Origin of the sequence: Frankia alni ACN14a (genome assembly GCF_000058485.1) — a bacterium.
In the GTDB taxonomy this organism is placed as follows: Bacteria; Actinomycetota; Actinomycetes; order Frankiales; family Frankiaceae; genus Frankia; species Frankia alni.
Genome location: NC_008278.1, coordinates 996,596 through 1,018,763, shown reverse-complemented (window position 1 = coordinate 1,018,763; position 22,168 = coordinate 996,596). Strand labels below are relative to the sequence as shown.

The 22,168-nt window shown below is 74.0% G+C and carries 28 protein-coding genes; 13 read left to right on the top strand and 15 right to left on the bottom strand.

Features of this window, described 5'->3' with window-relative positions; all coding sequences use genetic code 11:
* Window positions 1-227: 227 nt before the first annotated feature.
* From FRAAL_RS35725 to FRAAL_RS04090, 3 genes are all read left to right on the top strand, one after another.
* The gene (locus FRAAL_RS35725) at window positions 228-1,214 is read left to right on the top strand and encodes a helix-turn-helix domain-containing protein (RefSeq protein ID WP_011602185.1); all 987 of its coding nucleotides are present in this window, start codon (window positions 228-230) and stop codon (window positions 1,212-1,214) included.
* Between the two features lie 285 nt (window positions 1,215-1,499).
* Window positions 1,500-2,051, top strand: coding sequence for a hypothetical protein (locus tag FRAAL_RS04095; RefSeq protein ID WP_011602184.1), 552 nt, complete (start codon window positions 1,500-1,502; stop codon window positions 2,049-2,051).
* Between the two features lie 118 nt (window positions 2,052-2,169).
* Window positions 2,170-3,126 (top strand): aldo/keto reductase, encoded by a 957-nt coding sequence (locus FRAAL_RS04090; protein ID WP_085949656.1) that lies wholly within the window; start codon window positions 2,170-2,172, stop codon window positions 3,124-3,126.
* A gap of 91 nt (window positions 3,127-3,217) precedes the next feature.
* Here FRAAL_RS04090 and FRAAL_RS04085 read toward each other — a convergent pair whose 3' ends face one another.
* On the bottom strand, window positions 3,218-3,718 hold the full coding sequence (locus FRAAL_RS04085) for a DUF1269 domain-containing protein (RefSeq protein WP_011602182.1): 501 nt from the start codon (window positions 3,716-3,718) through the stop codon (window positions 3,218-3,220).
* 256 nt (window positions 3,719-3,974) lie between these two features.
* Here FRAAL_RS04085 and FRAAL_RS04080 point away from each other — a divergent pair, with 256 nt between their 5' ends.
* Window positions 3,975-4,499 carry an O-acetyl-ADP-ribose deacetylase gene (locus FRAAL_RS04080; RefSeq protein ID WP_041938820.1) on the top strand — a complete coding sequence of 175 codons (525 nt, stop codon included), beginning with the start codon at window positions 3,975-3,977 and terminating at the stop codon, window positions 4,497-4,499.
* Here the strand turns inward: FRAAL_RS04080 and FRAAL_RS04075 are convergent.
* Complete coding sequence (locus FRAAL_RS04075) at window positions 4,465-5,328, bottom strand: class I SAM-dependent methyltransferase (protein ID WP_011602180.1); 864 nt, start codon at window positions 5,326-5,328, stop codon at window positions 4,465-4,467. The two genes, FRAAL_RS04080 and FRAAL_RS04075, sit on opposite strands and share 35 nt — an antisense overlap.
* Before the next feature lie 368 nt (window positions 5,329-5,696).
* Between FRAAL_RS04075 and mshA the strand changes: the two genes are divergently transcribed.
* Together mshA and FRAAL_RS04065 are read left to right on the top strand one after the other, a co-directional pair.
* Window positions 5,697-7,001, top strand: coding sequence for a D-inositol-3-phosphate glycosyltransferase (mshA, locus tag FRAAL_RS04070; RefSeq protein WP_041938819.1), 1,305 nt, complete (start codon window positions 5,697-5,699; stop codon window positions 6,999-7,001).
* Between the two features lie 73 nt (window positions 7,002-7,074).
* Window positions 7,075-7,569 carry a type III secretion system chaperone family protein gene (locus tag FRAAL_RS04065; RefSeq protein ID WP_011602178.1) on the top strand — a complete coding sequence of 165 codons (495 nt, stop codon included), beginning with the start codon at window positions 7,075-7,077 and terminating at the stop codon, window positions 7,567-7,569.
* A gap of 54 nt (window positions 7,570-7,623) precedes the next feature.
* On the opposite strand, the gene FRAAL_RS04060 is transcribed toward FRAAL_RS04065, so the two are convergent.
* Window positions 7,624-8,205 carry a nitrobindin family protein gene (locus tag FRAAL_RS04060; RefSeq protein WP_041938818.1) on the bottom strand — a complete coding sequence of 194 codons (582 nt, stop codon included), beginning with the start codon at window positions 8,203-8,205 and terminating at the stop codon, window positions 7,624-7,626.
* A 199-nt stretch (window positions 8,206-8,404) separates the two neighbouring features.
* On the opposite strand from FRAAL_RS04060, the gene FRAAL_RS04055 reads away from it, so the two are divergent.
* Both FRAAL_RS04055 and FRAAL_RS04050 read left to right on the top strand, forming a co-directional pair.
* Window positions 8,405-8,767, top strand: coding sequence for a DsrE family protein (locus FRAAL_RS04055; protein ID WP_011602176.1), 363 nt, complete (start codon window positions 8,405-8,407; stop codon window positions 8,765-8,767).
* 104 nt (window positions 8,768-8,871) lie between these two features.
* Window positions 8,872-9,138 (top strand): hypothetical protein, encoded by a 267-nt coding sequence (locus tag FRAAL_RS04050; protein WP_011602175.1) that lies wholly within the window; start codon window positions 8,872-8,874, stop codon window positions 9,136-9,138.
* Between the two features lie 191 nt (window positions 9,139-9,329).
* Here the strand turns inward: FRAAL_RS04050 and FRAAL_RS04045 are convergent, their stop codons facing one another.
* From FRAAL_RS04045 to FRAAL_RS04010, 9 genes are all read right to left on the bottom strand, one after another.
* Window positions 9,330-9,629, bottom strand: a complete 300-nt coding sequence (locus FRAAL_RS04045) for a DUF1416 domain-containing protein (RefSeq protein WP_011602174.1) — start codon at window positions 9,627-9,629, stop codon at window positions 9,330-9,332.
* Between the two features lie 3 nt (window positions 9,630-9,632).
* The gene (locus tag FRAAL_RS04040) at window positions 9,633-10,466 is read right to left on the bottom strand and encodes a sulfurtransferase (protein WP_041938817.1); all 834 of its coding nucleotides are present in this window, start codon (window positions 10,464-10,466) and stop codon (window positions 9,633-9,635) included.
* Complete coding sequence (locus tag FRAAL_RS04035; protein WP_041938816.1) at window positions 10,463-10,882, bottom strand: DUF4395 domain-containing protein; 420 nt, start codon at window positions 10,880-10,882, stop codon at window positions 10,463-10,465. Before FRAAL_RS04035 ends, FRAAL_RS04040 begins: the two co-directional genes overlap by 4 nt.
* 93 nt (window positions 10,883-10,975) lie before the next feature.
* Window positions 10,976-11,053 carry a putative leader peptide gene (locus FRAAL_RS35995; protein WP_372666999.1) on the bottom strand — a complete coding sequence of 26 codons (78 nt, stop codon included), beginning with the start codon at window positions 11,051-11,053 and terminating at the stop codon, window positions 10,976-10,978.
* 37 nt (window positions 11,054-11,090) lie between these two features.
* A complete protein-coding gene (locus FRAAL_RS04030; protein WP_011602171.1) occupies window positions 11,091-11,708 on the bottom strand; it encodes a thioredoxin family protein in 618 nt (205 codons plus the stop codon).
* A gap of 129 nt (window positions 11,709-11,837) precedes the next feature.
* A complete protein-coding gene (locus tag FRAAL_RS04025; protein WP_041938815.1) occupies window positions 11,838-12,575 on the bottom strand; it encodes an LmeA family phospholipid-binding protein in 738 nt (245 codons plus the stop codon).
* On the bottom strand, window positions 12,572-13,540 hold the full coding sequence (locus tag FRAAL_RS04020) for a hypothetical protein (RefSeq protein ID WP_157734125.1): 969 nt from the start codon (window positions 13,538-13,540) through the stop codon (window positions 12,572-12,574). Before FRAAL_RS04020 ends, FRAAL_RS04025 begins: the two co-directional genes overlap by 4 nt.
* A gap of 92 nt (window positions 13,541-13,632) precedes the next feature.
* On the bottom strand, window positions 13,633-13,929 hold the full coding sequence (locus FRAAL_RS04015) for a MoaD/ThiS family protein (RefSeq protein WP_231861500.1): 297 nt from the start codon (window positions 13,927-13,929) through the stop codon (window positions 13,633-13,635).
* A gap of 98 nt (window positions 13,930-14,027) precedes the next feature.
* The gene (locus FRAAL_RS04010) at window positions 14,028-14,759 is read right to left on the bottom strand and encodes an alpha/beta hydrolase (RefSeq protein WP_231861667.1); all 732 of its coding nucleotides are present in this window, start codon (window positions 14,757-14,759) and stop codon (window positions 14,028-14,030) included.
* A gap of 274 nt (window positions 14,760-15,033) precedes the next feature.
* Here FRAAL_RS04010 and FRAAL_RS04005 point away from each other — a divergent pair, with 274 nt between their 5' ends.
* Together FRAAL_RS04005 and mshD are read left to right on the top strand one after the other, a co-directional pair.
* Window positions 15,034-15,786 (top strand): response regulator transcription factor, encoded by a 753-nt coding sequence (locus FRAAL_RS04005; protein WP_041938813.1) that lies wholly within the window; start codon window positions 15,034-15,036, stop codon window positions 15,784-15,786.
* A 135-nt stretch (window positions 15,787-15,921) separates the two neighbouring features.
* A complete protein-coding gene (gene mshD / locus FRAAL_RS04000; protein ID WP_011602165.1) occupies window positions 15,922-16,923 on the top strand; it encodes a mycothiol synthase in 1,002 nt (333 codons plus the stop codon).
* Between the two features lie 6 nt (window positions 16,924-16,929).
* Here mshD and FRAAL_RS03995 read toward each other — a convergent pair whose 3' ends face one another.
* Window positions 16,930-17,289, bottom strand: coding sequence for an STAS domain-containing protein (locus FRAAL_RS03995; protein WP_011602164.1), 360 nt, complete (start codon window positions 17,287-17,289; stop codon window positions 16,930-16,932).
* 316 nt (window positions 17,290-17,605) lie between these two features.
* On the opposite strand from FRAAL_RS03995, the gene FRAAL_RS03990 reads away from it, so the two are divergent.
* Entirely contained in the window at window positions 17,606-18,061 is a 456-nt protein-coding gene (locus tag FRAAL_RS03990) for a hypothetical protein (protein ID WP_011602162.1), read from the top strand.
* A 15-nt stretch (window positions 18,062-18,076) separates the two neighbouring features.
* Here FRAAL_RS03990 and FRAAL_RS03985 read toward each other — a convergent pair whose 3' ends face one another.
* Window positions 18,077-18,772 carry a TMEM165/GDT1 family protein gene (locus FRAAL_RS03985; RefSeq protein ID WP_011602161.1) on the bottom strand — a complete coding sequence of 232 codons (696 nt, stop codon included), beginning with the start codon at window positions 18,770-18,772 and terminating at the stop codon, window positions 18,077-18,079.
* Between the two features lie 446 nt (window positions 18,773-19,218).
* On the opposite strand from FRAAL_RS03985, the gene selA reads away from it, so the two are divergent.
* Entirely contained in the window at window positions 19,219-20,799 is a 1,581-nt protein-coding gene (gene selA, locus FRAAL_RS03980; RefSeq protein WP_041938812.1) for an L-seryl-tRNA(Sec) selenium transferase, read from the top strand.
* A complete protein-coding gene (locus tag FRAAL_RS03975) occupies window positions 20,796-21,329 on the top strand; it encodes a hypothetical protein (protein ID WP_011602159.1) in 534 nt (177 codons plus the stop codon). The genes selA and FRAAL_RS03975 overlap by 4 nt, the downstream gene beginning before the upstream one ends.
* Here the strand turns inward: FRAAL_RS03975 and FRAAL_RS03970 are convergent.
* Window positions 21,312-22,013: an HD domain-containing protein gene (locus tag FRAAL_RS03970; RefSeq protein WP_011602158.1), complete on the bottom strand. Its 702-nt coding sequence runs from the start codon at window positions 22,011-22,013 to the stop codon at window positions 21,312-21,314. The genes FRAAL_RS03975 and FRAAL_RS03970 overlap by 18 nt on opposite strands.
* Window positions 22,014-22,168 lie beyond the last annotated feature (155 nt).

Genomic DNA, 22,168 nt, shown 5'->3' with positions numbered 1-22,168 from the left:
CAGGCGGACATCGGGTGCCCGTCGGGCGGAGCGACCCAAAGGTGCTAACTCGCGCGCTTGCCAGAGTTAGCACTCGGACGTATCGTCGATCGCGTTGACGTTGCGTTGTGCCGGGCTCCCCGTCCCGGTGGCCGAGCGCCGATCACCGTCGGCCGCGTCCTCGGCGCGGGGTGCCCGCAGCGGTCGGGCGGCGCCCGACCCGTCCGTCGAAGGAGGCGTGTGACCCGGTGGCGGCCCTGAATGTTCGCGATCTCGGCGATTTCATCCGGGATCAGCGGCGCGCCGCGCAGATTTCCCTGCGTCAACTCGCCAAGCAGGCGGGGGTGAGCAACCCTTACCTCAGCCAGATCGAGCGAGGTCTGCGCCGACCGTCCGCGGAGATTCTCCAGCAGATCGCCAAGGCGCTGCGCATCTCCGCCGAGGTGCTCTACGTCCAGGCCGGGATTCTGGAGGAACGGCACGGCGGTGAGGACGTCATGGCGGCGATCCTCGCGGACGATTCCCTTTCCGAGCGGCAGAAGCAGGTGGTGCTCGACATCTACGAGGCGTTCTGCACGGAGAACGCCGTCGCCGCCCGAGCCGGCGCGGCGACCGGCGGGCCGGCCGCGGGCGGAGCCGGTACCCGCGTGGATGACGACTCCGGTGCGGAGGAAGCGTCCGGTGCGGACGACGACACCGTCGCGGAGGCGAGCGCCGGCGGCGCAGCGGGCGACGTGCCCGTCGCCGGTGGCGACGCCACCGCCGGTACGAGGGTGACGGCGACGGCGAAGACCCGCCCCGCGGGTACCGCTCGGCGGCGGCCTGCCAGTCGTCGCGCCGCTGCCGAGGCGGCGCAGGACGCTCTGGGCGCGGCCGTGCCGGCCGACGACGCGGCGGCGCAGCCGGCCATCGCGGAAGCGCCGAAGCGCCGTAGCCCCAAGCGGGCGACGGCGACCACCCGCGGCGGCTCGGCGGGAGCCGGGCGCACCAGGTCGGCCGGCGGCACCTCGTCGACCGCAGCCACCACCCGCACCCGTCGCCGCACCGCCACCCCGTCGACCGCCCCCGGCCCCGACACCAGTCCCGGCCCCGACACCACTCCCGGTTCGGACACCACTCCCGGTGCCGACACCACCACCGGCTCGAAAGGGACCACCGGCTCGAAAGGCACCACCGGCTCGACCGCCGCCCCTGGACCCGACACGGACGGGTCCGCCGGAGCAACCGGCGCCTGACCTGCTCCCGGGCCTTCGCCCCCCGCCGGACGACAGCGTCTCACCGGCACCGGCACCGGCACCGACCCGCTCGGCCGCGGCCAGAGCGGCGGATCCGTCGCCACGACACCACCTCGACCGCACGGACCGCACGGAACGCACGGAACGCACGGAACGCACGGAACGCACCGAGTCGACCGCACATCCCTGACCCGACAGCCGCCACCGGAGCACACCCGCAGCGGCGGCCGAACCCCAGGAATCACCTACACGACGACAACAGATCCTCGACCCGAGGGAGACACCATGGCCACCACGCGCACGACATCCCGTACCACGAGCCGCCCGGCCAACCGGTCCGCCGCCCGGCCCACCGCCCGCGCCACCGCGCAGACGGATCACGACGAGGCCGCGGTGAAGGCCGAGATCAGGGTTCCGCTGGCGGAGGTCCGTAAGCCGATCTACGCCTCGGTGGGGGCCGCCGACCTCGCCGTCGCGAAGCTTCTCGCCCTGCCCACGACGACGACGAGCGAGGTCCGCCGGCTCTCCGACCGGGTCGGGTCGCTGCCCGTGCAGGCCGCCCGGGTGCCCACCCAGGTCGGCACCGCCGTTCGCGCGCTGCCGGCGACCGTGACCTCCCAGATCTCGGACCTGCAGGACCGCGCCACCCAGCTCTACAACACCTTCGCGTCCCGGGGAGAGCGCCGGGTGGCGAGCATCCGACGCAGCCCGTCCACCGCGGAGGCCGAGCAGCGCACCCGGACCGCGGTCAGCCAGACCCGCGCGGCGCGCACGTCGACCCGCCGGGCGGCGGAGGCGGTCGGTCGCGCGGTGGTCGACGCCGCTCCGGAGAAGTAACACCGGGAAAACCCGTACACATCGGATCCGCTATGGACGACCACCGGTGTACACAGATCGACCGCCGCCCGCGGACCTGGTGTCCGCGGGCGGCACTCCGATGTGTTGTATTGAGTACATGCGCTATCGCCCGCTGGGATCGTCCGGACTGCTCGTGTCAGTCGTCGGTCTGGGATGCAACAATTTCGGCTCACGCGTCGACCTGGCCGGCACCCGCGCGGTCGTCGATGCCGCGCTCGACGCCGGGATCACTTTCTTCGACACCGCCGACACCTACGGGAACAAGGGTGGTTCGGAGACCCTGCTCGGGCACGTTCTGCGGGGCCGCCGCGATGACGTCGTCCTGGCCACGAAATTCGGCAGCGACATGGGCGGCATGTACGGCCAGGACTTCAGCGCCCGGGCATCGCGGCGGTACATCCGCAAGGCCGTCGAGGGCTCCCTGAGCCGGCTGCAGACGGACTACATCGACCTGTACCAGCTCCACAAGCTGGACGCCTTCACGCCGATCGAGGAGACGCTCGAGGCGCTCGACGAGATCCTCAAGGAAGGCAAGATCCGCTACATCGGCGCCTGCAACCTCGACGCCTGGCAGGTCGCCGACGCCGAGTGGACCGCGCGGGCCTCCGGTGCCACCCGGTTCATCTCCGCCCAGAACCACTACAGCCTGCTCGAACGCGGCGTCGAGGCGGAACTGGTGCCGGCCACGCTGAAGTACGGCATCGGCGTCATCCCCTACTTCCCGCTCGCGAACGGGCTGCTCACCGGCAAGTACCAGCGCGACGAGGCGCCCGCACCCGGGACCCGGCTCGCCGGGCGGCAGGACGAGCTGACCGACGAGGTCTTCGACCGCATCGACGTGCTGGAGACCTTCGCCCGGGAGCGGGACCGTTCCCTGCTCGACGTGGCGATCGGCGGGCTGGCCGCACAGCCCGGCGTCGCCTCGGTCATCGCCGGCGCGACGAGCGCCGTCCAGGTGCGGGCAAACGCCGCGGCCGGCCAGTGGCAGCCCCGCCCGGACGACCTCGCGGTGCTCGACAAGATCGCGCCGACCCGCCGCCCCGCCGGTTCCTGACGCGCCGCAGACCGCGGCGGGCGGCCACCGCGCCCGCCGCGACCAGCCGCCGCGACCAGCCGCCGCGGGCGGGCCCCGGTCGCGGGGGCCGTCAGGCGGGAGCTGGCCGGCGGCCCAGGGCCCGGGCCAGCCGGTGTTCCCGCTCCGGCGGCAGGGTCGTCATGATGACGACCGGGTGGTGCGGGCGCAGTGCGGCGGTGACCTCCTCGGCCGCCGAACGGCGCACCAGGGCGAAGATCGCGGCCCGTCCCGGTTGCAGATGCCCGGCGATGCGCCGGACCAGATCGTCGTCCACGCCCGGCCCGCTGAGCCTGCTGGCGAGCGCCCCGGCGCCCGCCCCGATGCCGAGGCCGACGAACGGGGCGAGGAACACCGTTCCGATCACCCCGCCGCACAGAGCCCCGCCGAGAGCGGCGGTCCGGGCCGGGTTGGCCACGCGGCGCATGGTGACGCGGCCTCGCTCATCCCGCCACACCAGCGTGCCGTCGGCCAGATCGAGCCGCTTGTCCCGGCGCAGTCGGCGGCCGAGTGACCAGGCCTGCCGCGCCTGCTCCACGCTGTCGAACCCGAGAACCACGAGCTGTTCCGCCATCGCCGCCATCCCTTCCAGCCTTCCGGCTTCCTCTCCTGCCTGAGCCCCGGGTCCTGGCCTGAGCCCCGGTTTCTGCCCTGAGCCCCGGTCCTGGCCCGGGCCCCGGCCCCGCTGCGAGGCCGAATATCCTCCATCGGATCGCAGTCCCCGTCCACCCGCAAACGCACCAGTCCCTGTGGGCCCCGCCCCTCCCTCGTCCGGGTGGGTACCGCCGAGGACCGTCACAGCGAACGCCGGCTCGGGAAGACTGGTCGCCATGGTGCACGTGACCCTGCAGCAGGGCGACATCACGCTCGTCGAGGCCGACGCGATCGTCAACGCCGCCAACAGCGGACTGTTCGGTGGTGGGGGCGTCGACGGCGCCATCCACGCCGCCGGCGGACCGGAGATCCGTGCCGCCTGCGAGCGGCTGCGCGCGACCTCCCTCCCGCGGGGGCTGCCGACCGGTGAGGCGGTGGCGACGCCGGCGGGCCGGCTGGCCGCCCGGCACGTCATCCACGTCGTCGGCCCGGTGTACGACCCGGCAGAGGACCGCTCCGCACTGCTGCGCTCGGCCTACACGCGGGCGCTCGCGGTCGCCGACGAGCTCGGTGCGGCCAGCGTCGCCTTCCCCGCCGTCAGCGCCGGGGTGTACGGCTGGCCGCTGGACGACGCCGCCCGCCTGGCCGTGACGACCGTCCTCGCGGCGGACACCCGGGTCGCGCAGGCGCGCTTCGTGCTGTACGACGATCAGGCCTACCGCGCGTTCAGCGCGGCGCTCGCGGCGGCCAGTCGACGGTAAGTTCGCCCAGCCGCCAGCGCCGGGCGTCTGCGCGCACCGGCCAGCCCTGCGCCCGCAGCTCGGCCACCGCGGCGATCCAACGCTGCCGCGGCGAGAACACGGCCCGTGGCGCGGCCCGTTCCCAGGCCCGATCGAGCGCCCCGAGCAGGCGGTGGACGTCGTGACCGGGAACGTTGTGTTCGATCAGTGCCTTGGGCAGCCGCTCGGCGAGCTCGGAGGGGCGGCCGAGGCTCGGCAGGTGGGCCGAGAGCGTCAGGGTCGGGCGGGCGGTGACCCGCCCGGCGGGCAGCCAGCCGGGCGCCGGCCCCGGGGCCGGCAGGCAGAACCAGCAGGCCCGCCGGCCGATCTCGTCGCAGGTCCCCTCGACGAGCAGGCCGCCGGGCGCCAACCGCGCCGTCATCGTCGCCCAGGCGCCGGCGACGGCTGGTTCGGGGTACTGGCGGAGCACGTTCAGGGCACGGACCACGGCGGGACGCGTAGGCGCGGGCGGCAGCTCGAACCCGCCGCGGGCGAAGGTCAGCCCGGGCGGCCGGGCGGCATCCGTCGCGGCGGCCACTCGCTGCGGGTCGAGTTCGAGGCCGACGACGCGCACCCGCGGGCAGGCCGTCCGCAGCCGCCGGTGGAGTTCGACGGTGGTGACCGGCGACGCACCGAAGCCGAGATCGACGACCAGCGGGTCCGCGCTGCCCCGCAGCAGGGGGCCGGCGGCGTCGAGCAGCCAGCGGTCGACCCGCCGCAGCCGGTTCGGCGCCGTGGTACCCCGGGTGGGTTCCCCGAGGGCGCGGGCCCGGCCGGCCGCCAGGCGCGGGGCACGGCGGGGATTCGGCACCCGACCAGCCTCGCAGATCGGCCGTTCCGGTCGCCTCGGGCATCCACCCCGACCGCCGACGTTCGGCGTCTCCCCGCGCCGCGGCGGTGACCCGGATCGCGCTCGACCGCCCGGTCGGGCCGGCGCCCGGGGCGCGTCACCGCGTCTGTTTCCTTACAGCTTTGTGACCGTCGGCCCGGCGACCTCACCACTCGCACCCCTCTGACCTGCAATGACAGCGTAATTTGCGGCCCGTCGTGGGCGCTGGGGCGGGGGGCGACCAGTTGACCGGACAACGGGGCGGGTAGAACGGTGGTTGTCGTGTCGGTCCTGTGCAGGGTTGGTCGTGCCGGGCAGGCGACCCAGACGGATGGATGCGGAGGTGCCCGGTGCGGTTGATCAGGAGCGGTGCCGCGGTCCGCGCCGAGCCAAACCGGGGCACCCGGCCCCGGCGCGTGGCGATGCTGTCGATGCACACGTCGCCGATGGAGCAGCCCGGCACGGGGGACGCCGGCGGGCTGAACGTCTACGTGGTGGAGCTCTCGCGGCAGCTCGCGGCGCTCGGCGTCGAGGTCGAGGTGTTCACCCGGGCGGTGAGCAGCAAGTTGCCGACCTCGGCGGAGCTGGCCCCCGGCGTGACGGTGCGCCACGTCGACGCCGGGCCGTTCGAGGAGATCCACCGCGAGGACCTGCCGGCCTGGCTGTGCGCGTTCACCGCGGATGTGCTGCGCGCCGAGGCGGGGCACGAGCCGGGCTACTTCGACGTCATCCATTCGCACTACTGGCTGTCCGGCCAGGTCGCCCTCGCGGTCGCCCGGCGGTGGGGCGTGCCGTTCGTGCACACCTCGCACACCCTGGCGAAGATCAAGAACGGCGCGCTGGCCGTCGGGGACCGCCCCGAGCCGCCCGGCCGGCTGCTCGGCGAGCAGGAGGTCATCGCCGGGTCCACCCGGCTGATCGCCTCCACCGCGGACGAGCGCGGCCACCTCATCGACCTCTACGACGCCGACCCCGACCGGGTCGACGTCGTCGCGCCGGGCGTCGACCTGGAGACCTTCCGGCCGGGCGATCCGGCGCAGTCACGGGCGCGCCTCGGCCTCGACCGGGATGGCGACCTGCTGCTGTTCGTCGGCCGGATCCAGCCGCTCAAGGCACCGGACCTGCTGCTGCACGCCGCTGCCGAGCTGCTGCGCCGCGATCCGACCCGCCGCTCGAGGTTGACCGTCGCCGTCGTCGGCGGCCCGAGCGGCTCGGGGCTGGAGCAGCCGGACGCCCTGGTCAAGCTCGCCGCGGACCTCGGGATCTCCGACCTCGTCCGGTTCCAGCCGCCGGCGCCGCAGCACGAGCTGGCCCACTGGTACCGGGCGGCCACCGCCGTGGTGGTCCCCAGCCACAGCGAGAGCTTCGGCCTCGTCGCGTTGGAGGCCCAGGCCTGCGGCACGCCGGTGGTCGCCGCCGCGGTCGGCGGCCTGCGCACCGCCGTCGCCGACGGGGTCTCCGGGCTGCTCGTGGCGGGTCGTGACCCGGCCCGCTACGCCGACACCCTCGACCGGCTGCTGCGCCAGCCGCACTGGCGCAGTCGGCTCGCCGCCGGCGCGGTCGGCCGGGCGGCCGGCTTCGGCTGGTCGGCCACCGCCCGTGGGGTGCTGCGCAGCTACCGGCACGCGCTGAGCCCCGCCGCCGTCGCGGTGTGAGTCGTCGGGTCGGGTGGGAGGATCTCCACCTGATCCGGCATCATCACAGTTGCAGGCGGGGAGGTCTGGAGCCATGACGGCACCCATCGACACGGCGGAGCGCGAACGGCTCGACGGCCTGATCTCCGAGACCCTGGCCGACCTCGAGCTCGCCTACGAGCGCGTCGGTGCGGGCTCGTTCCTGGTCACGCTGGAGGGTGAACACAAGCTGCGCACGATGACCTGGCTCGTCGTGCAGGACCACACCCTGCTGGTCGAGGCGTTCTTCATGCGCGCCCCGGCGGAGAACGCGGCGGGCACCTACGCCTTCCTGCTCGGCCGCAACGCGAAGACCTACGGCGTGCACTTCTCCATCGACCGGGTCGGCGACATCTTCCTGACCGGGCAGATCCCGCTGCTCGCGGTCACGGCGGAGGAGATCGACCGGATCCTCGGCTGCGTCGGCACCTACGCCGACGACAACTTCGACCCGGCGATCGCCCTCGGGTTCGCCGCGGCGATCGAGCGGGAGAAGGCGTGGCGGGCCAAGCTCGCCGCCGACGCCGGCAACGCCGCGAAGCCCGGCTGACCGGTCGCCGGCCGGCCCTCGTCGCCGGGTCGGCCCTCGTCGCCGGCCGGCCGGTCAGTCCGTGACGCGGTGCAGACGCGCCGAGAGGTGCGACTGCAACGGCTTGCCCTCGGCCTCCATGTCGATCGCGTAGGCCAGGTCCCCGCCCTCGACGATCCCGTAGAGCCGCACCGAGCGGGTGACGTCGCGGGCGGTCGCCGTGCGGATCAGCACGTTGTGGTCGAGGTCGACGCGGGTTCCCGTCACCGTGCCGACGTAGATCTCCGCGATGCCGAACGGATGCGCCAGCGTCACCTCGACGACCGACCCGCCGTCCTCGCCGGGCTGGACGCGCCAGAAGCCGGTCTCGGTGGCCAGTGGGCTACCGGGCTCCCGGCCGTCGCGCGGCTCGTCCGCCCACCAGGTGTGGGAGACGTAGCCCAGCGCCGGGCGGCCGTCGGCGGCGAAGGTGATCTCCTGGCCGTAGTGGAAGCCCTCGATGTCCTCGTAGCCGCCCACGCCCTCACCGCGCCAGGTGCCGACGAGGAAGGCCAGCGGCAGCAGGCTGGGATGCAGATCGGCGGGCCCGGCTCCCCCGGTCCCGGTCGTGGTCTCGGACCGCGGCCGCCCGGCGGCCGACCGGCCCCGGGCGCTCAGCGCTGCCCCTCGTACAGCTTGTAGACCACGTAGCCGGAGAACCAGGCGATCAGTACGGACATCGCCACCAGGAGCCCGGTGAAGAAGTAGTGCAGCACGCTCCGCAGCCTAGCCCCGCGCCGGGCCGACGGCTTCCGGCGGTCGGGTGGCGGGCTCCGCGGCTACCCGTCGGCGGCCGCCGATGGGGCAGACTGGGCCGATGACCCGTCCCCTCGTCGTCAAGGTCACCGCTGGGATGGACGCGCCGGAGCGCTGTTCGCAGGCGTTCACGGTGGCGGCCGTCGCCGTCGCCGCCGGGACGGACGTCTCGGTCTGGCTCACCGGCGAATCCGCCTGGTTCGCGCTGCCCGGTCGGGCCGCGGAGTTCGACCTGCCGCATGCCGCGCCGCTGCCGGACCTCCTCGCCGGCATCCTCGCCGGTGGCCGGGTCACCGTGTGCACCCAGTGCGCGGCCCGGCGCTCGTTCGGCCCGGACGACGTCATCCCCGGTGTCCGCATCGCCGGCGCGGCCGCGTTCGTCGACGAGGTGCTCGCCGACGGGGTTCAGGCGCTTGTCTACTGAGACCGGAAAGCCGTTGCAGAAGCCACCGCGGGCGCAACAACAGACCACGAACGGGACACGTCGAAACGCGTATCGCCGGCCATCGCATGCGCTTTCATGATCGCATGACGGTAGACTCCGACATACTCTTCGCGGTGGTCCTGTTCGCGTCCGCCGGGCAGCGCACCGTCCGCCGGATCATTGCGCCGTTCCCCGACCGGGGCTCCGCGGTCGCGTTCGCCCGCGACAACGGCCTGCACTGTTTCTCCGTGGGCCCGATGCACTTCGCGGTGCCGACGACGGTGGCGCCCGCGGACCTGCCGGGCGGTCCCCGCCCGCTGCTGCCCGCCGCCGTCCACGCAGGCACCGGGCTCGGCGACTCCGCAGCCTGAGCACCGCCGCAGCCAGCAGCGCCCCAGCCGCAGCACACGCACCGCAGCACACGCACCGCAGCACACGCACGCAGTACCGGCCTCGGCCAGCCCGCTCCCCGCGAGGCGACACTTCCGAAAAAAAAAGGGGGACAGCGGAAACTGCCCGCCGTCCCCCTTTGCCGCGCCTGGCGCGCCCTCTCCAGCGTCCGTCAGGCCGCGACCTCGACCTGCGTGTCGACCGGCTCGCCCTGGCGCGCGACGACCTTCTGCTCGCCGCTCGCGCCGGGCACGAGCGCCCGCACGGTCCACTGCCCCGGCCGCGCGAAGAAGCGGAACTGGCCGGTCGCGGACAGCGGAACCTCGGCGGTGAAGTCGCCACCCTCGTCGAGCAGCCGGGCGTAGCCGGTCGAGACCGGCTCGCCGCCCTGCACCACGACGCCCTGGATCACGGTCTCCTTGGCCACGTCAATTCCCTCCACCGACGGTCCACCGCGCCTCGCGCCGCACATGTCTCACGCACCCTTCTCGATCGGCACGCCCACCAGCGAGCCGTACTCGGTCCACGACCCGTCATAGTTCTTCACGTTCGGCAGGTCGAGCAACTCGTGCAGGGCGAACCAGGTGTGCGCCGAACGCTCACCGATGCGGCAGTAGGCGATGATGTCCTGCGAGAGGTCGACGCCGGCCTCGCCATAGAGAGTGGTCAGCTCGTCGTTGCTGCGGAAGGTGCCGTCCTCGTTCGCGGTCTTCGCCCACGGGATGTTCTTCGCGGTGGGGATGTGACCGGCCCGCTGGGACTGCTCCTGCGGCAGGTGTGCCGGCGCGAGCAGCCTGCCGGAGAACTCGTCGGGGGAACGGACGTCGACGAGCGCCTTCTCACCGATCGCGGCGACGACTTCCTCGCGGAAGGCGCGGATGTCGGTGCGCGCCTCCTTGGCGGTGTAGCTCGTCGCCGGCCGCGGGGTGACCTCGGCGGTCAGTTCACGGCCGTCGAGCTCCCACTTCTTGCGTCCGCCGTCGAGCAGCCGGACGTCCGCGTGACCGTACAGGCTGAGGTACCAGTAGGCGTAGGCCGCGAACCAGTTGTTGTTGCCGCCGTAGAGGACGACGGTGTCATCGTTCGCGATGCCCTTGCCGGACAGCAGCTTCTCGAACTGCTCCTTGTTGACGAAGTCCCGGATGACCGGGTCCTGCAGCTCGGACTTCCAGTCGAGCCGCACGGCACCCGGAATGTGCCCCTTGTCGTAGGCGGAGACGTCCTCGTCGACCTCGACCAGAACGACCTTGGGGTCGTCGCGGTTCGCCTCGACCCATGCGGCGTCGACCAATGCCTTCTCGCGGCTCATGCGCGCGCTCCTCCTACGGTGATGGAACGAAAGAACAGATACATCTGGCACCCGAGACAGAATGCGAACGCCGCGTTGAGGAAGGCCGCCACGAAGGCGGCCGCGGCAGCGGCATAACCGAGGACGGCGACGCCCGAGAGGAATCCCGCGACCCCCACGGCGCCGAAGATCGCACCGACGAGCTGGGCGAACCGGGGCGGAGTGGCGTCCTCGGTCGTCGCGGGCGGGCCCAGCCGCGGCCTGATCAGCGCCCGGAACAGCAGGCCGTAGGGGGCGTACCGCACGCCGGCGACCGCTCCCACGACGAACACCACGGTCTGTGCGAGCAACAGCCATCCGCTCCCCGTCACCAGCACCACGGCGAGCACGACCGAGGTGACGGCAGCGGTGAACCGCAGGCCACGAGGATCCACCATGAGACTTTCTCCTGACTGCCGGCTCGAGCTACCCGGTCGGACACACAGCGATGCGCCGGGTAAACCGATCACATCAGGGGCGCCAACCCGCGATCAGGAAGAACGACACAGGCAGCTGCCCACGCGGCACAGGTCGACCGCGCGGCGCCTCACGAGCTGCGTCTGGTACATGGTTCGTGCCACGGTAGCAGCGAAAGTCACGTCTGTGTTAACCCGCTGGCGGCGGTTCCGAAGAATCACTATCTGCCCGTTTGGTCCCGTCCGTGGGGACGGTCTGGCCCGTGGGGACGATCTCGTCCGCCGGGACGATCTGCGCCAGCGTCGCGAACACCGCCTGCCGCGTCGGCGGTGCGCCGCTGGCCCGCCGAACCTCGCGGCCGGAGGCGTCGACGATGAGCACCGTGGGCGTCCGCCGGACGGCAAGCCGGCGGACGAGATCAAGGTGCGCCTCGGCGTCCACCTCGACGTGGCGCACCCCGGGCACCAGCGCGGCAACCCCGGCCAACACCTGCCGCGTCGACCGGCACGGCGCGCAGAACGCCGTGGAGAACTGCAGCAACGTCGCCCGCTCCCCCAGCGCCTCGCCGAGCGCGGCGAGCTCTGCCCGCAGCCCGCCGTCGGGACCCGCCGCCACCGGGGAGGTGCCGTCGGCTGGGGAGGTGCCGTCGGCCGGGGACGGTTCAGCCACGACGGCCCTGGCCGGCCCGCCGTCCGCGGCGACCCGTCGCCCCCGGGACGGACGGAACCGCCCGTCCCGCGCGCGCATCGCCGTGCCCAGCGCCACCGCCACGACAACGGCCCCGACCAGTACCCAGACTCCCGTCACAGCTCCTACAGCGTGCCGGCGGCACGCGCTCTTCCCGGACCGGCGCCCCTTCCCCGGCCCGCGCCCCTTCCCCGGCCCAGGCCTCTTCCCCGGCCCGGGCCTCTTCCTCGGCCGGCGCCATCTGGTACGTCATCGGCCCGCGATGGCGGCGTCGGCGTCGAGCACGACGTGGCGACCGTCGGCGGCGAAGGTGATGCGATCGCCCGCGACCGTCGCCGAGGTCAGCTGCATGTTGAACGGCAGGCCGGCGACCGGCACGTGCACCGTGAGCAGCTCGGTGGCGGCCTGGCGCAGCGCGGGCGGCAGGATCGCGCCGACCGATGCCGCCAGCTCGCGGGGGGTGAACGTGACCGAGGCGGGCTGGACCCCGATGTCCGCCGTCCCGGACACGGGGTAGGTGGTCCCCAGGACCTGCACCGAGCCCGCGACCCGGATCGCCTGCCCGTCCGGGCTGACGGTGATGGCCGAGCCCTGGCGGCGCAGGTAGGCGTTGACATCGGCGAACGTCAGCTCCACGCGGGCGGCGAGCCGGTCCACCGGGATCCGCCGCACGTCGCCGCGGACGACGTCGGCGAGCGGGACCCGCACGCCCGCGAGGTCCGCGCGCACCCGGTCCACGCGGACGTCCTGCTCGACGTGACCGCGCACGTCCACCCGCACGTCCCGGTAGTTCCCGGCGACGACCTGGGTGAGGAACGGGAAACCGCCGAGCGACACCGCGGGACGCGACGGCAGGTGCTCGGCCCGCTGCGCCTGCGTGGCGATCTGGCCGGCGACGACGCGCGCGGCGACCCGGTCCACGACGACGAGCACGATCAGCAGGACGACCACGACCACGGCCGTGATCCGCAGACCACGGCCGTTCATCCGGGGAGGTGCCGTCCGACCAGGTAGACCAGGGGCGCTGCGCACGCCAGCGGCAGGATCGCGGCGAGCAGGACAGCTGCCGGCCGACCCGCCGGCGCGTCCACCTCGTCGGCGGGCGAGCCGGCCTCGTGGGCGCGGACGAGCACCAGGTCGACCAGCGCGGCGACGGCGGCACCCGACGCGGCCGTCGCGAGTGCGGCGTTCAGCGTCAGGTCGTCGGGCCCCAGCGCTCCGAGGATCGCGCCCGCCGCCACCGCGACCGCCACGCCCAGCATGTCGGCCGGCACCGCCGCCAGGCCGGCCCAGCCGAACAGCCGGGCGGCCACGACGGCGCTGCCCGCGCCCAGCAGGCCGGCGATCACCAGCAGATCGGCCGGATGGTGTGCACCCTGCCCCGCCCGCAGCGCGAGGTACCCCGTGAACAGGGCGACGAGGATGATCCCGCTCAGCGCGGTGGCCAGTTCGGCGCTCACCCGGGCCGCGGGAGCCGACGGCGCAGCGGTGTCCGGACGGCCCGCCCGGCCCGGCGCGGCGCCGACGGGCGCGCCGGCGCCGACGGACGCGGCGACCGGGGCGCGCAGCGTCAGGGCCCGTCGCAGACCAAGCTGGTAGAGCACCACGACCGCGACGGCAGCCCCGATGACACCGGCGACCGAACCGTAGGCGTGCCGGTCGGAGACCAGCAGGACGACGTCGGCGAGCACCGCCCCCGCCGCGACCAGCGGGATCGTGCCCGGGGAGGCGCGCAGCGCGCGGCCCCAGGCCCACGCGAACGCGACCTGCTCGACGGCCAGCACGGCCGCCAGCACCCACGTGGCCAACACCGCCGCGCCGGCGGCCAGGCCGGTCGCGACCAGCGCGGCCAGAGGCGCGCCGAGCCGCACCCGCCGGGGCGGTGCGGCGGCCGGCAGGGCCGTCCGTCCCGACAGCACGCCGCGGGACAGCCCGGGATCGCCAGCGCTCACGCCGACATGCTGCCATGCCCCGTCCGCGGACCCGGCGCCGCACCGGTCGCGGGCCGGGTCGCGCGGGCGGCGGGCAGCGGCGTCGCCGGTGCTCAGCCGCCGGCGAACGGCGGCAGGGCCTCCACGACCGCCCCGTCGCGCAGGACGACCCCGGCCGGGTCGCGCCGACCCACCGGCTGGTCGTCCACCAGGTAGGAGCAGCGCCGCAGCAGCGCGGGCAGGTCTCCCCCGTGGCGGGCCGCGACGACCGTGAACAGCGCCGCCAGCGTGTCCGCCTCGATCGTCTCCTCGCGTACCCCCGCCGCGTCGCGGGCGGCGGCCCAGTACCGGACGGTGACCCGCGCCGTGAGCGCGCCCGGCGCCGACGCCACGCCCGGCTCGGACGACACGGACGCCTCGCCTGGCACGGAAGGTGCGGCCGGCACGGAAGGTGCGGACGGCACGGAAGGTGCACCCGCCACGGGCGGCCTTGGGCCGGGGGGCGCCGTCATCGGGTCCGCACCACCGCGCCGCCCCAGTGCGCCGAGGCGTCTGCCTTCCCCCGCCGACCAGGGCCGGCTGCCGCAAGGCTCGCCAGGTGCCCGCCGATGCGGTCGAGCAGGCCCGGACAGAGCCCGGCCTCGGCGTGGCCGAACTCGGGGACCAGCCACATCTGGGCCGACTCTCCGGCGGCCGCGGCGAGCGCACGCGGATGCTCCAGGGTGAAATACCGGTCACGATGCCCGTGAACGATCAGTAAAGGCATCGGCGCAATGGTGCCGACGATCTCGACCGGAGCGACGGGAATGGGCACGAAAGCGCGGGGGTCGATACGGACTCGTAACGCGCCTCGTGCCACCATCCGGCCAGTGGCATGCTCGGCGAGCCAGTGGATCCGCCGCATCGGCGCGGTGTCACGGACGAACCATCTGCTGGTGGCGCTCACACTGACGACCGCATCCGGGGGATGACGCAAGCGTAGTTCGTGACTCAGCGTACCGTTTTTGGCCAATCCGGCATGACGGAGAACCGCCGCCCCGCCCATCGACCAGCCCATGGTGATAACGCGCTGGTAGCCGAGCCGGCGAGCCTCGCCGACGCCGGCGTCGACGTCGAAGACCTCACGATCACCAAACGTGCATGATCCGGTAGAATGACCATGACCTCGCAGGTCCATGACCAGCACTCCTACATATTTTCGTAACCCAGTCGCCACACGCCGTAACGCCGGATGCGCCATCGAGCAGGAGAAGCCATGAGCGATCACAACCGCCAGGTCCCGCGACTCTCCGTGCACGACCCCGCTTCTTTGATCATGACTCGTGGCCAGAATCTCAGAATCAGCGGTAGGCAGTAGCCCGTAGACGGTAGGAGCCGAGTACGACACTCCGCTATCCTCCCCACATACCGGCCTTCGTTTCATGCCCATGACGGTCGTGAGACGCCCAGGGCCGGGCATCGAGTTACTCACCGGGTCGACGCTGCCCCACCACACACCACCTGGAGGAGTCGTCTTGAGCGTCGTCCTTTTGCTCACCAACGCCCCCGGTCCCTCCGCCGAGTCGTTTCCGTCTCTTGGCCTGCTCACCCACACGGTACGGGTCGCTCCGCTGGAGGCGAGTGCTCTGCTGGACGCTCCGCCCGTGGACGTGATCGTGGTGGACGGACGCCGGGAACTCGTCATCGCTCGTGGCCTGTGCCGGCTGCTGCGCACGACCGGTCTCACGACGCCGCTGCTGGCGCTGGTGACCGAGGGCGGGCTGGCCGCGGTGTCCGCGGACTGGGGGGTCGACGACGTCGTCCTCGACTCCGCCGGTCCCGCGGAGGTCGAGGCCCGGTTGCGACTGGCCATCGGTCGGGTCGCTGCCGCCGGCGGCACGGCCGAGGCCGGTGTCATCCGGTCCGGCGACCTGTCGGTCGACGAGACCACCTACTCGGCCAAGCTGCGGGGCCGCCCACTCGAGCTCACCTTCAAGGAGTTCGAGCTGCTCAAGTACCTGGCGCAGCACCCCGGCCGGGTCTTCACCCGGGCGCAGCTGCTCCAGGAGGTGTGGGGCTACGACTACTACGGCGGCACCCGGACCGTGGACGTCCACGTCCGCCGGCTGCGGGCGAAGCTCGGCCCCGAGCACGAGGCGATGATCGGCACGGTCAGGCACGTCGGCTACAAGTTCGTGGCGCCGCCGATCGCGCCCCTGCCGGAGAACGCCTCCGGACCGACCGCCCGCGTCGACCGGGACGACGCCCGCACGCCCGAGCGGGTCTAGTCCGCCCACGGGCCCTGGCAGCGGCGGGCGGAGCCCATCGGCGGGCGGCGCGGCCGACCTGACGATGCCGGGTGGGAGATGTCCACGTCTCCCGCCCTGCATCGTCGAGTCGCAGCGACAGATCACGGGACAGCCGTGGCCGAGGGCCCGTACGGTCGTCCGGTGACCGCCTCCCTGACCTGGCAGCCGACCCTCAGCGCCGCGGACGTGGACGACATCGTGAGCCTGCTCGCCACCGCCGAACGGGCGGATGGCACCGGGCCGGTGTCGGAGGACGTCCGGCTGACCCTGCGCCCCGACCAGCGGGTCGGGGCGGCCCGTCATCTGCTCGCCGTGAGCGCCACCGGTGTCGAGGCATCGGGTCCGCGGCGCCCGATCGTCGGCTACGCGCATCTCGGCGGCGCGCTCGACAGCCGTCAGGCCGAGATCGTGGTCGACCCCGGGCACCGCGGCCTGGGGATCGGCCGTGCGCTGGCCACCGCGCTGACCGAGGCGCTCGGCGACCCGCCGGCCCGACTCGACGTGTGGGCGCACGGGGATCTGCCGCCCGCGGCGGCGCTGGCCGCTCGGCTCGGGTTCGCCCGCACCCGGGTGCTGTTCCAGCTTCGCCGGCCGCTGGGCGCGGTCGCGCCCCTGCCGGAGCCGCAGCTGCCCGCCGGGGTCACCGTCCGCGCGTTCGTCCCCGGCCGCGACGACGAGGCTTGGCTGGCCGTCAACGCCGCCGCGTTCGCCGATCATCCCGAGCAGGGCCGCTGGACGCTCGACGACCTGGCCCTGCGGCGGGCCGAGCCGTGGTTCGACCCGCGCGGCTTCTTCGTCGCCGAACGCGACGGCCAGCTGGTCGGCTTCCACTGGACGAAGATCCACGAGGTGGACGAGACCCCGCCGCCGGGCACGCGGCCCGGTCCGATCGGCGAGGTCTACGTGGTGGGGGTGCTGCCCGGTGCGGGCGGCGCCGGGCTGGGCCGCGCCCTGACCCTGATCGGCCTGCGCCACCTGCAGGCCGAGGGGCTCGCGGCGGTCCTGCTCTACGTGGACGAGGACAACGAACGAGCCGTGCGGATGTACACCGGCCTCGATTTCACCGTCCACACGCGAGACGTGTCCTACCACTGGCGCGGGGCGGCCGCCGACTGAGGCCGGTCACGCACCCCGGCGGGTCGCCAGACCGGACGCCGCGGCCGCGCTGCCGTGATCGACCTCGATGACCGAGGTCAGGTTGGTGACGTGCAGCAACCGGTAGGCGTCCTCGTTGAGGTTGCGCAACGCCAGCCGGCCGCCGGCGGAACGCTGCCGCTGGTGGGCGAACAGGATGACCGCCAGCCCCTGGGAGTCCAGAAAGCTCACCTGGGCCAGGTCGACCACGATGTCCCTGACTCCGGCGACGCGCGCGTCCAGCAACGCCTCGCGCAGGGGGTCCAGGGAAGAGTAGTCGATGTCGCCGACCGGGTGCACGACGATGGCCTCACGGCCGATCACTTCGACGCGAACGCTGGGTTCCATGGCTCCGTTGGCGACCGGACGGCATGGGCGCCACGGGAAGCCGGCCGGGCTGCCTCCCGCTACGCGCCGCGCCCCTGGCAAGCGCGACGATGGTCACCTACCCCCACCACACCACTCCCACACCCGCCCGATTCCCACCGGGAAGCGGTTTTCCTCACACCAGACCGACACTGCCATCACCGGTACCGGCGGTGGCGGTGGCGGTGGCGGGGTGGCGGGCCGCCGCCGCCCGCGGCCTGCCCTACGGGCGCTCCCTTCCGCCTTCTCCCCGCCGCGCGGGATGGGATGACCAGTCGCCGGATGAGAACGTCGACCCATGAACACCAACCCGCCCCGGACCCCTGGCGGCACCGATCATCCGAACGTCGTCACCTTCCTCGGCCAGCTCGACGGCGCCGCCGTCTCCGTCGGGCCGCCGTCCGGCACCCCGCCGACGCCGGAGGTGGTGCTGACCACCCAGCGTCCCCACCGTGACCCGGCCGTCCTGCGGCTGGCACCGGACGAGGCGGACCGGCTCGCGCGGCTGCTGTCCGCGGCCGCCTGCGCCGCGGCGCCTTCCACCCCCGCCGACCGTTGCGGCGAGGACGGCGGCGGACGGGCCGCCGTCCGCTCGCACCACGTCGTGTGCGTCGCCGAGGGATCCGCGGCCGAGGAGCTGCGCCATGCGCTTGCGCTGCTGCCGGCCCGGGCGCGACTGGTCGACTTCACCTCGGACACCGACGTCGTCCTCGTGTTTGCCACGGACGACCCGCGCTGGCCTGTGCCCCGGTAGCCGCCGCGAGCCGGTTCAGCCGCGCACCGCTTCGATCGCCGACACGACGGCCAGGACGAGAAAGGCACCCGCGGCGATCCGAGTGATCACCGCGATGGGCATGAGGCGGAGCAGCCCGCGTCCCCCGGCGATGGCCAGGCCGGCCACCGTCCACAGCGCCAGCACCGCGCCGATCCAGACCGCCACCGGCGCGTCGAAGCGGGCGGCCAGGTTCGCCGTCGAGATCTGCGTCAGATCGCCGAGTTCGGCGACGAAGACGACCCCGAAGGAGGTGGCCGCCACCCGCCAGAACGTCGGGGCCGCGACCGGCGCCGGGGACGCGGGCCGCCGGGCCGCGGCGTCGGCCCGATCCGGCCCGTCCTTATCCAGACCGTCCTGATCCAGACCGTCGTCCGGCTTCCCGCCGCCGCTGTGGTCCGTACCGCTCTGGTCCCCGCTGTCGCTCTCGCGGCCCTCGCGCAGCACGAGCACCGCTCCGGCGATGAAAAGCACCGCCGTGATCGTGTCGACGATCCGGTGCGGCAGCAGCGAGAAGGCACTGCCGGCCGCCACGGCCACGGTGACGTGCACGACGAAGGCGAGTGCGACCCCGGCCCAGACGTGCAGCGGCCGGAAGCGGCTGCCCAGCACGAGGCTCGCGACCATCGTCTTGTCGGGCAGCTCGGCCAGAAAGATCACGCCGAAGGTGATGAGTGCTGCGGTGATGCTCAATGCCCGGGACCTCTCCGTGGAACCGGGCCGGGAGCGGGGACGCGCCTTCGACCCGGCATGCCTGCCGTGTCGAAGGTCTCGCCCACCCGGCCGCGTGGGCCGGGCCCGGCCGCCGGGTACCCGCAGACCGGCCCACGACGGGTCGATCGGCGGACGCCAGCATGTCGACGACCGGGCCGCTCGGCGCCGCACCCGGCCGGCCCGGCGACGGTCACGTCCGTCGTCCCAGGCCGCGCACACCGGGATCGGGCCGCTCGGCGGGGCTACTCCCCTTCGGGGGAGACAGTACAGCCTGGGCGGACCGTCGGCATCCGCCTCGTTCTCCCCGACTCCGCTCCAACGGGCGCCCTGACGTGGAACGAGCCACAGGAACACGAAAGGACACCATCCATCGGTGGTGGCGTCCGTGAAAATCTCGGAAAGAAGCACTAACTTCACGTGGAGTGATGGACGACGCGCTTCCCCTTGCGTACCGCGCCGGGGACGGTCCGGTGCCGGCGCCCATGACGCTCGCCCGCACAGCGACGGGACTACACCCTGTGATCAACGCCACCGGGGTCATCCTCAACGGCGCGCTCGGTCGGGCCCCGCTGTCCGCGGCCGCGCGTGCCGCGGTGGATCTCGCCGCCGGCACCACCGATCTCGAGCTGGACCTGCACACCGGCCGCCGCGACCGCCGGGGGCGCACCGCCCTGGCCGCCCTCGCCGCGGCAGTGCCGGCGGCGGCGGGCGTGCACGTCGTCAACAACAACGCGGCGGGCCTCGCCCTCGCGGTGGCCGCGCTCGCCGGGCGGCGCGAGGTGGTGGTCAGCCGGGGGGAGCTCGTCGAGACGACCGACGGATTCCGGCTGCCGGAACTGCTGGTTGCCACCGGCGCGCGGATGCGCGAGGTCGGCACGACCAACCGCACCACCCTCGGCGACTACGCGGACGCCATCGGCCCCGACACCGGCCTGGTGCTGCGTGTGCACACGGCCAGCTACCAGGTTGTCGGGTTCACCGACAGCCCCGCCATCAGCGATCTCGCCGCCCTCTGCGCCGACTTCGAGGTGCCGCTCGTCGGCGACTGCGGCTCGGGCCTGCTCCATCACGAGCCGCTGCTCGCCGCCGAGCCCGACGTCACGAGCTGGCTCGGGTGGGGGGTCGGCGTGGTCACGACCAGCGGCGACAAGCTGCTCGGCGGCCCCCAGTGCGGTCTTCTCCTCGGCCGGGCCGACCTGATCGACCGGCTGCGCCGCCATCCGATGTCCCGGGCGCTGCGCGCCGGCAAGCTCACCCTCGCCGCGCTGGAGGCGACCCTGCGCCACCCCGACTCGCCGGTCCGGCAGGCCCTGCGCGCCCGGCCGGAACGCCTCGCCGCCCGTGCCGAGACGCTGGCGGCCTGGCTGCGCCGCGCCGGGATCGCGGCGTCCGCCGTCGCCAGCCGCGCGCTCGTCGACGGCGGCACCGGCGCGACGGTGGACATCCACGCCTGCGGATGTCGGCGTGGGTACGCCACCGGAGTCGATCAGGCCGCCGGGCGAGCAGCCTGCGGTGCACGAGGGTATGGGTGCGTCGGGGCCGAGCTGCCCAGCGCGGCGGTCGCGCTGGACGCGATGATCGCCGCGCCGCTGCGCCATGGGGAGCCGGCCGTCCTCGGGCGCGTCGAGCAGGGCTGCTGCCTGCTCGACCTGCGGACCGTGCCGGCGGAGCTCGATCCGGTGCTCGCCGCCGCCGTCCTCGCCGCGGCGACCGAGGCCGGCGCCGCCGTCCTCACCGACGCCCCCACCGAGCCGCACGGCACAGCGCCGTCCGACACCGTCGCCACGGTGGGCGGGTCGGCGGGCATGGGCGGGTCGGCGGGCATGGGCGGGTCGGCGAGCATGGGCGGGTCGGCAATGGCGGGCGGCATCCCGACGGTGGCGGGCGGCTCGGCGGTGGCGGGCAGCATCCAGGCGCCGGGCGGCGCCGTCGCGGCAGCGGACATGGTGACCGTCGAGTCCCTGGCGATCCCGCCCATCGCCGTAGCGGATCGGCGGGCGCTGTGAGCCGCGCCCGGCTGCGCGACATCCCCGCCGTCGCCGACGCCGGGCGCCGACTCGCCGGTGCGGCCGGTGGCTCGGCCCTGCTCTGCTACGGGCTGGTCCACCTGCTGGTCTGGCCCGGCGCCCCGACCGGCACGCCGGGCGAGCGCTACGGCTGGGACGGGCAGACGCAGCTGCTCGGGTGGCTGCCCCTCTGGGCGGTCTGGACGGTCAGCGGGGTGCTGCTGGCCGCCGCCGTGCTGGGCCACGCCGTCGGCGGGGCCGGACTCGCCGGGCTGCCCGTCGCGCGTCGGTACCGGCTGGCCGCGACCGGGACGGGAGCGGCCGGTTCCCTCGCGCTGTTCGCGGTGGCCTGGCCCGGCCTGGCACCCACACCCACCGAGTTCAGCGCCGGTCCGATCGTCAGCGGGGTGCTGCTGGCAAGTGTCGTCGCGACGGCGTGGGCCCGGCGCCACCCCCCGCCGGCCGGCGCCCGCCAACCCGACCGAAGCCACCCGGCCGGGGCGAAGACGCGCTCACGGGCCGGCGTCTAGGCCTCGGCCGAGGGCGTGCAGCTCCCGGGTCACGTTGAGGCGGGCCAGCGGCTCCCAGTTCCGCCGCGCCCATGCGGTCGCGTAGAGCGGACCGCCGTCCAGCAGGCCGCGCAGGAGCGCCCCTCGCCCCTCGCGCCAGGCGCGTTCGCCGACCCAGCCGTACTCCCGGCGGACCCGGCGCACGTAGCGGTCGTAGGCGGCCGGTGGTCGCGCCAGCACCCGCAGGTCGGCGTCGTTGACCAGGGCCTCGTCGTCGTGGGTCGAGCGATGCGAGGCCGTGGCGAGGACCAGCCGGGCGACATCCGCCCCGATCCGCTCGGGGCAGCCCAGTCGCGCAAGCACGTCGATCGCCAACTCCGCGGACCGCCGCTCGTTGTCCGCCAGCCGCGGTTCGTGGACGGCGTCGTGGAAGTACACGGCGAGCACGCAGACGTGCACGGCGCAGGCCGCCGGCGCCCGGCGGTCGGCGGCGAGCAGCACCCGCAGTGCGGCCGACATCTCCGCGACGTGTCGCAGGGTGTGGTAGTGCCTACCCGGCTCCTGGTAGCGCCGAGCCAGGTCGACGAAGGCCGCCACCCGCTCGCCCACGTCGGCGCGGGAGCCCGCGGTGACCAGCGCGTCGTCGAAGACCCGGGCCAGCGGCGATCGGGGGATGGCTTCGGCGACCTCGCTGACGTGGCTCATGTTCTCGCCCCTGTCCACCCGCCCTCTCACCTCCGCGAGCCCCTCACGTCCGCACGCTCCCTCACGTCCGCGCGCTCCCTCACGTCCGCACGCCCCCTCATGCCCGCGCACCCCCGCACACCCCCTCCCGGACCCTCGCGTCGTCGCCGGCCCGG

Bases quoted from the DNA above. Each gene is read 5' to 3' on its own strand.
- FRAAL_RS04095 (WP_011602184.1), top strand. From the start codon at position 1,500: ATGGCCACCACGCGCACGACATCCCGTACCACGAGCCGCCCGGCCAAC.
- FRAAL_RS04090 (WP_085949656.1), top strand. From the start codon at position 2,170: ATGCGCTATCGCCCGCTGGGATCGTCCGGACTGCTCGTGTCAGTCGTC.
- FRAAL_RS04085 (WP_011602182.1), bottom strand. From the start codon at position 3,718: ATGGCGGAACAGCTCGTGGTTCTCGGGTTCGACAGCGTGGAGCAGGCG.
- FRAAL_RS04080 (WP_041938820.1), top strand. From the start codon at position 3,975: ATGGTGCACGTGACCCTGCAGCAGGGCGACATCACGCTCGTCGAGGCC.
- FRAAL_RS04065 (WP_011602178.1), top strand. From the start codon at position 7,075: ATGACGGCACCCATCGACACGGCGGAGCGCGAACGGCTCGACGGCCTG.
- FRAAL_RS04055 (WP_011602176.1), top strand. From the start codon at position 8,405: ATGACCCGTCCCCTCGTCGTCAAGGTCACCGCTGGGATGGACGCGCCG.
- FRAAL_RS04050 (WP_011602175.1), top strand. From the start codon at position 8,872: ATGACGGTAGACTCCGACATACTCTTCGCGGTGGTCCTGTTCGCGTCC.
- FRAAL_RS04045 (WP_011602174.1), bottom strand. From the start codon at position 9,629: ATGTGCGGCGCGAGGCGCGGTGGACCGTCGGTGGAGGGAATTGACGTG.
- FRAAL_RS04040 (WP_041938817.1), bottom strand. From the start codon at position 10,466: ATGAGCCGCGAGAAGGCATTGGTCGACGCCGCATGGGTCGAGGCGAAC.
- FRAAL_RS04035 (WP_041938816.1), bottom strand. From the start codon at position 10,882: ATGGTGGATCCTCGTGGCCTGCGGTTCACCGCTGCCGTCACCTCGGTC.
- FRAAL_RS35995 (WP_372666999.1), bottom strand. From the start codon at position 11,053: ATGTACCAGACGCAGCTCGTGAGGCGCCGCGCGGTCGACCTGTGCCGC.
- FRAAL_RS04025 (WP_041938815.1), bottom strand. From the start codon at position 12,575: ATGAACGGCCGTGGTCTGCGGATCACGGCCGTGGTCGTGGTCGTCCTG.
- FRAAL_RS04010 (WP_231861667.1), bottom strand. From the start codon at position 14,759: ATGGCGCATCCGGCGTTACGGCGTGTGGCGACTGGGTTACGAAAATAT.
- FRAAL_RS03995 (WP_011602164.1), bottom strand. From the start codon at position 17,289: ATGGAACCCAGCGTTCGCGTCGAAGTGATCGGCCGTGAGGCCATCGTC.
- FRAAL_RS03990 (WP_011602162.1), top strand. From the start codon at position 17,606: ATGAACACCAACCCGCCCCGGACCCCTGGCGGCACCGATCATCCGAAC.
- selA (WP_041938812.1), top strand. From the start codon at position 19,219: ATGGACGACGCGCTTCCCCTTGCGTACCGCGCCGGGGACGGTCCGGTG.
- FRAAL_RS03970 (WP_011602158.1), bottom strand. From the start codon at position 22,013: ATGAGCCACGTCAGCGAGGTCGCCGAAGCCATCCCCCGATCGCCGCTG.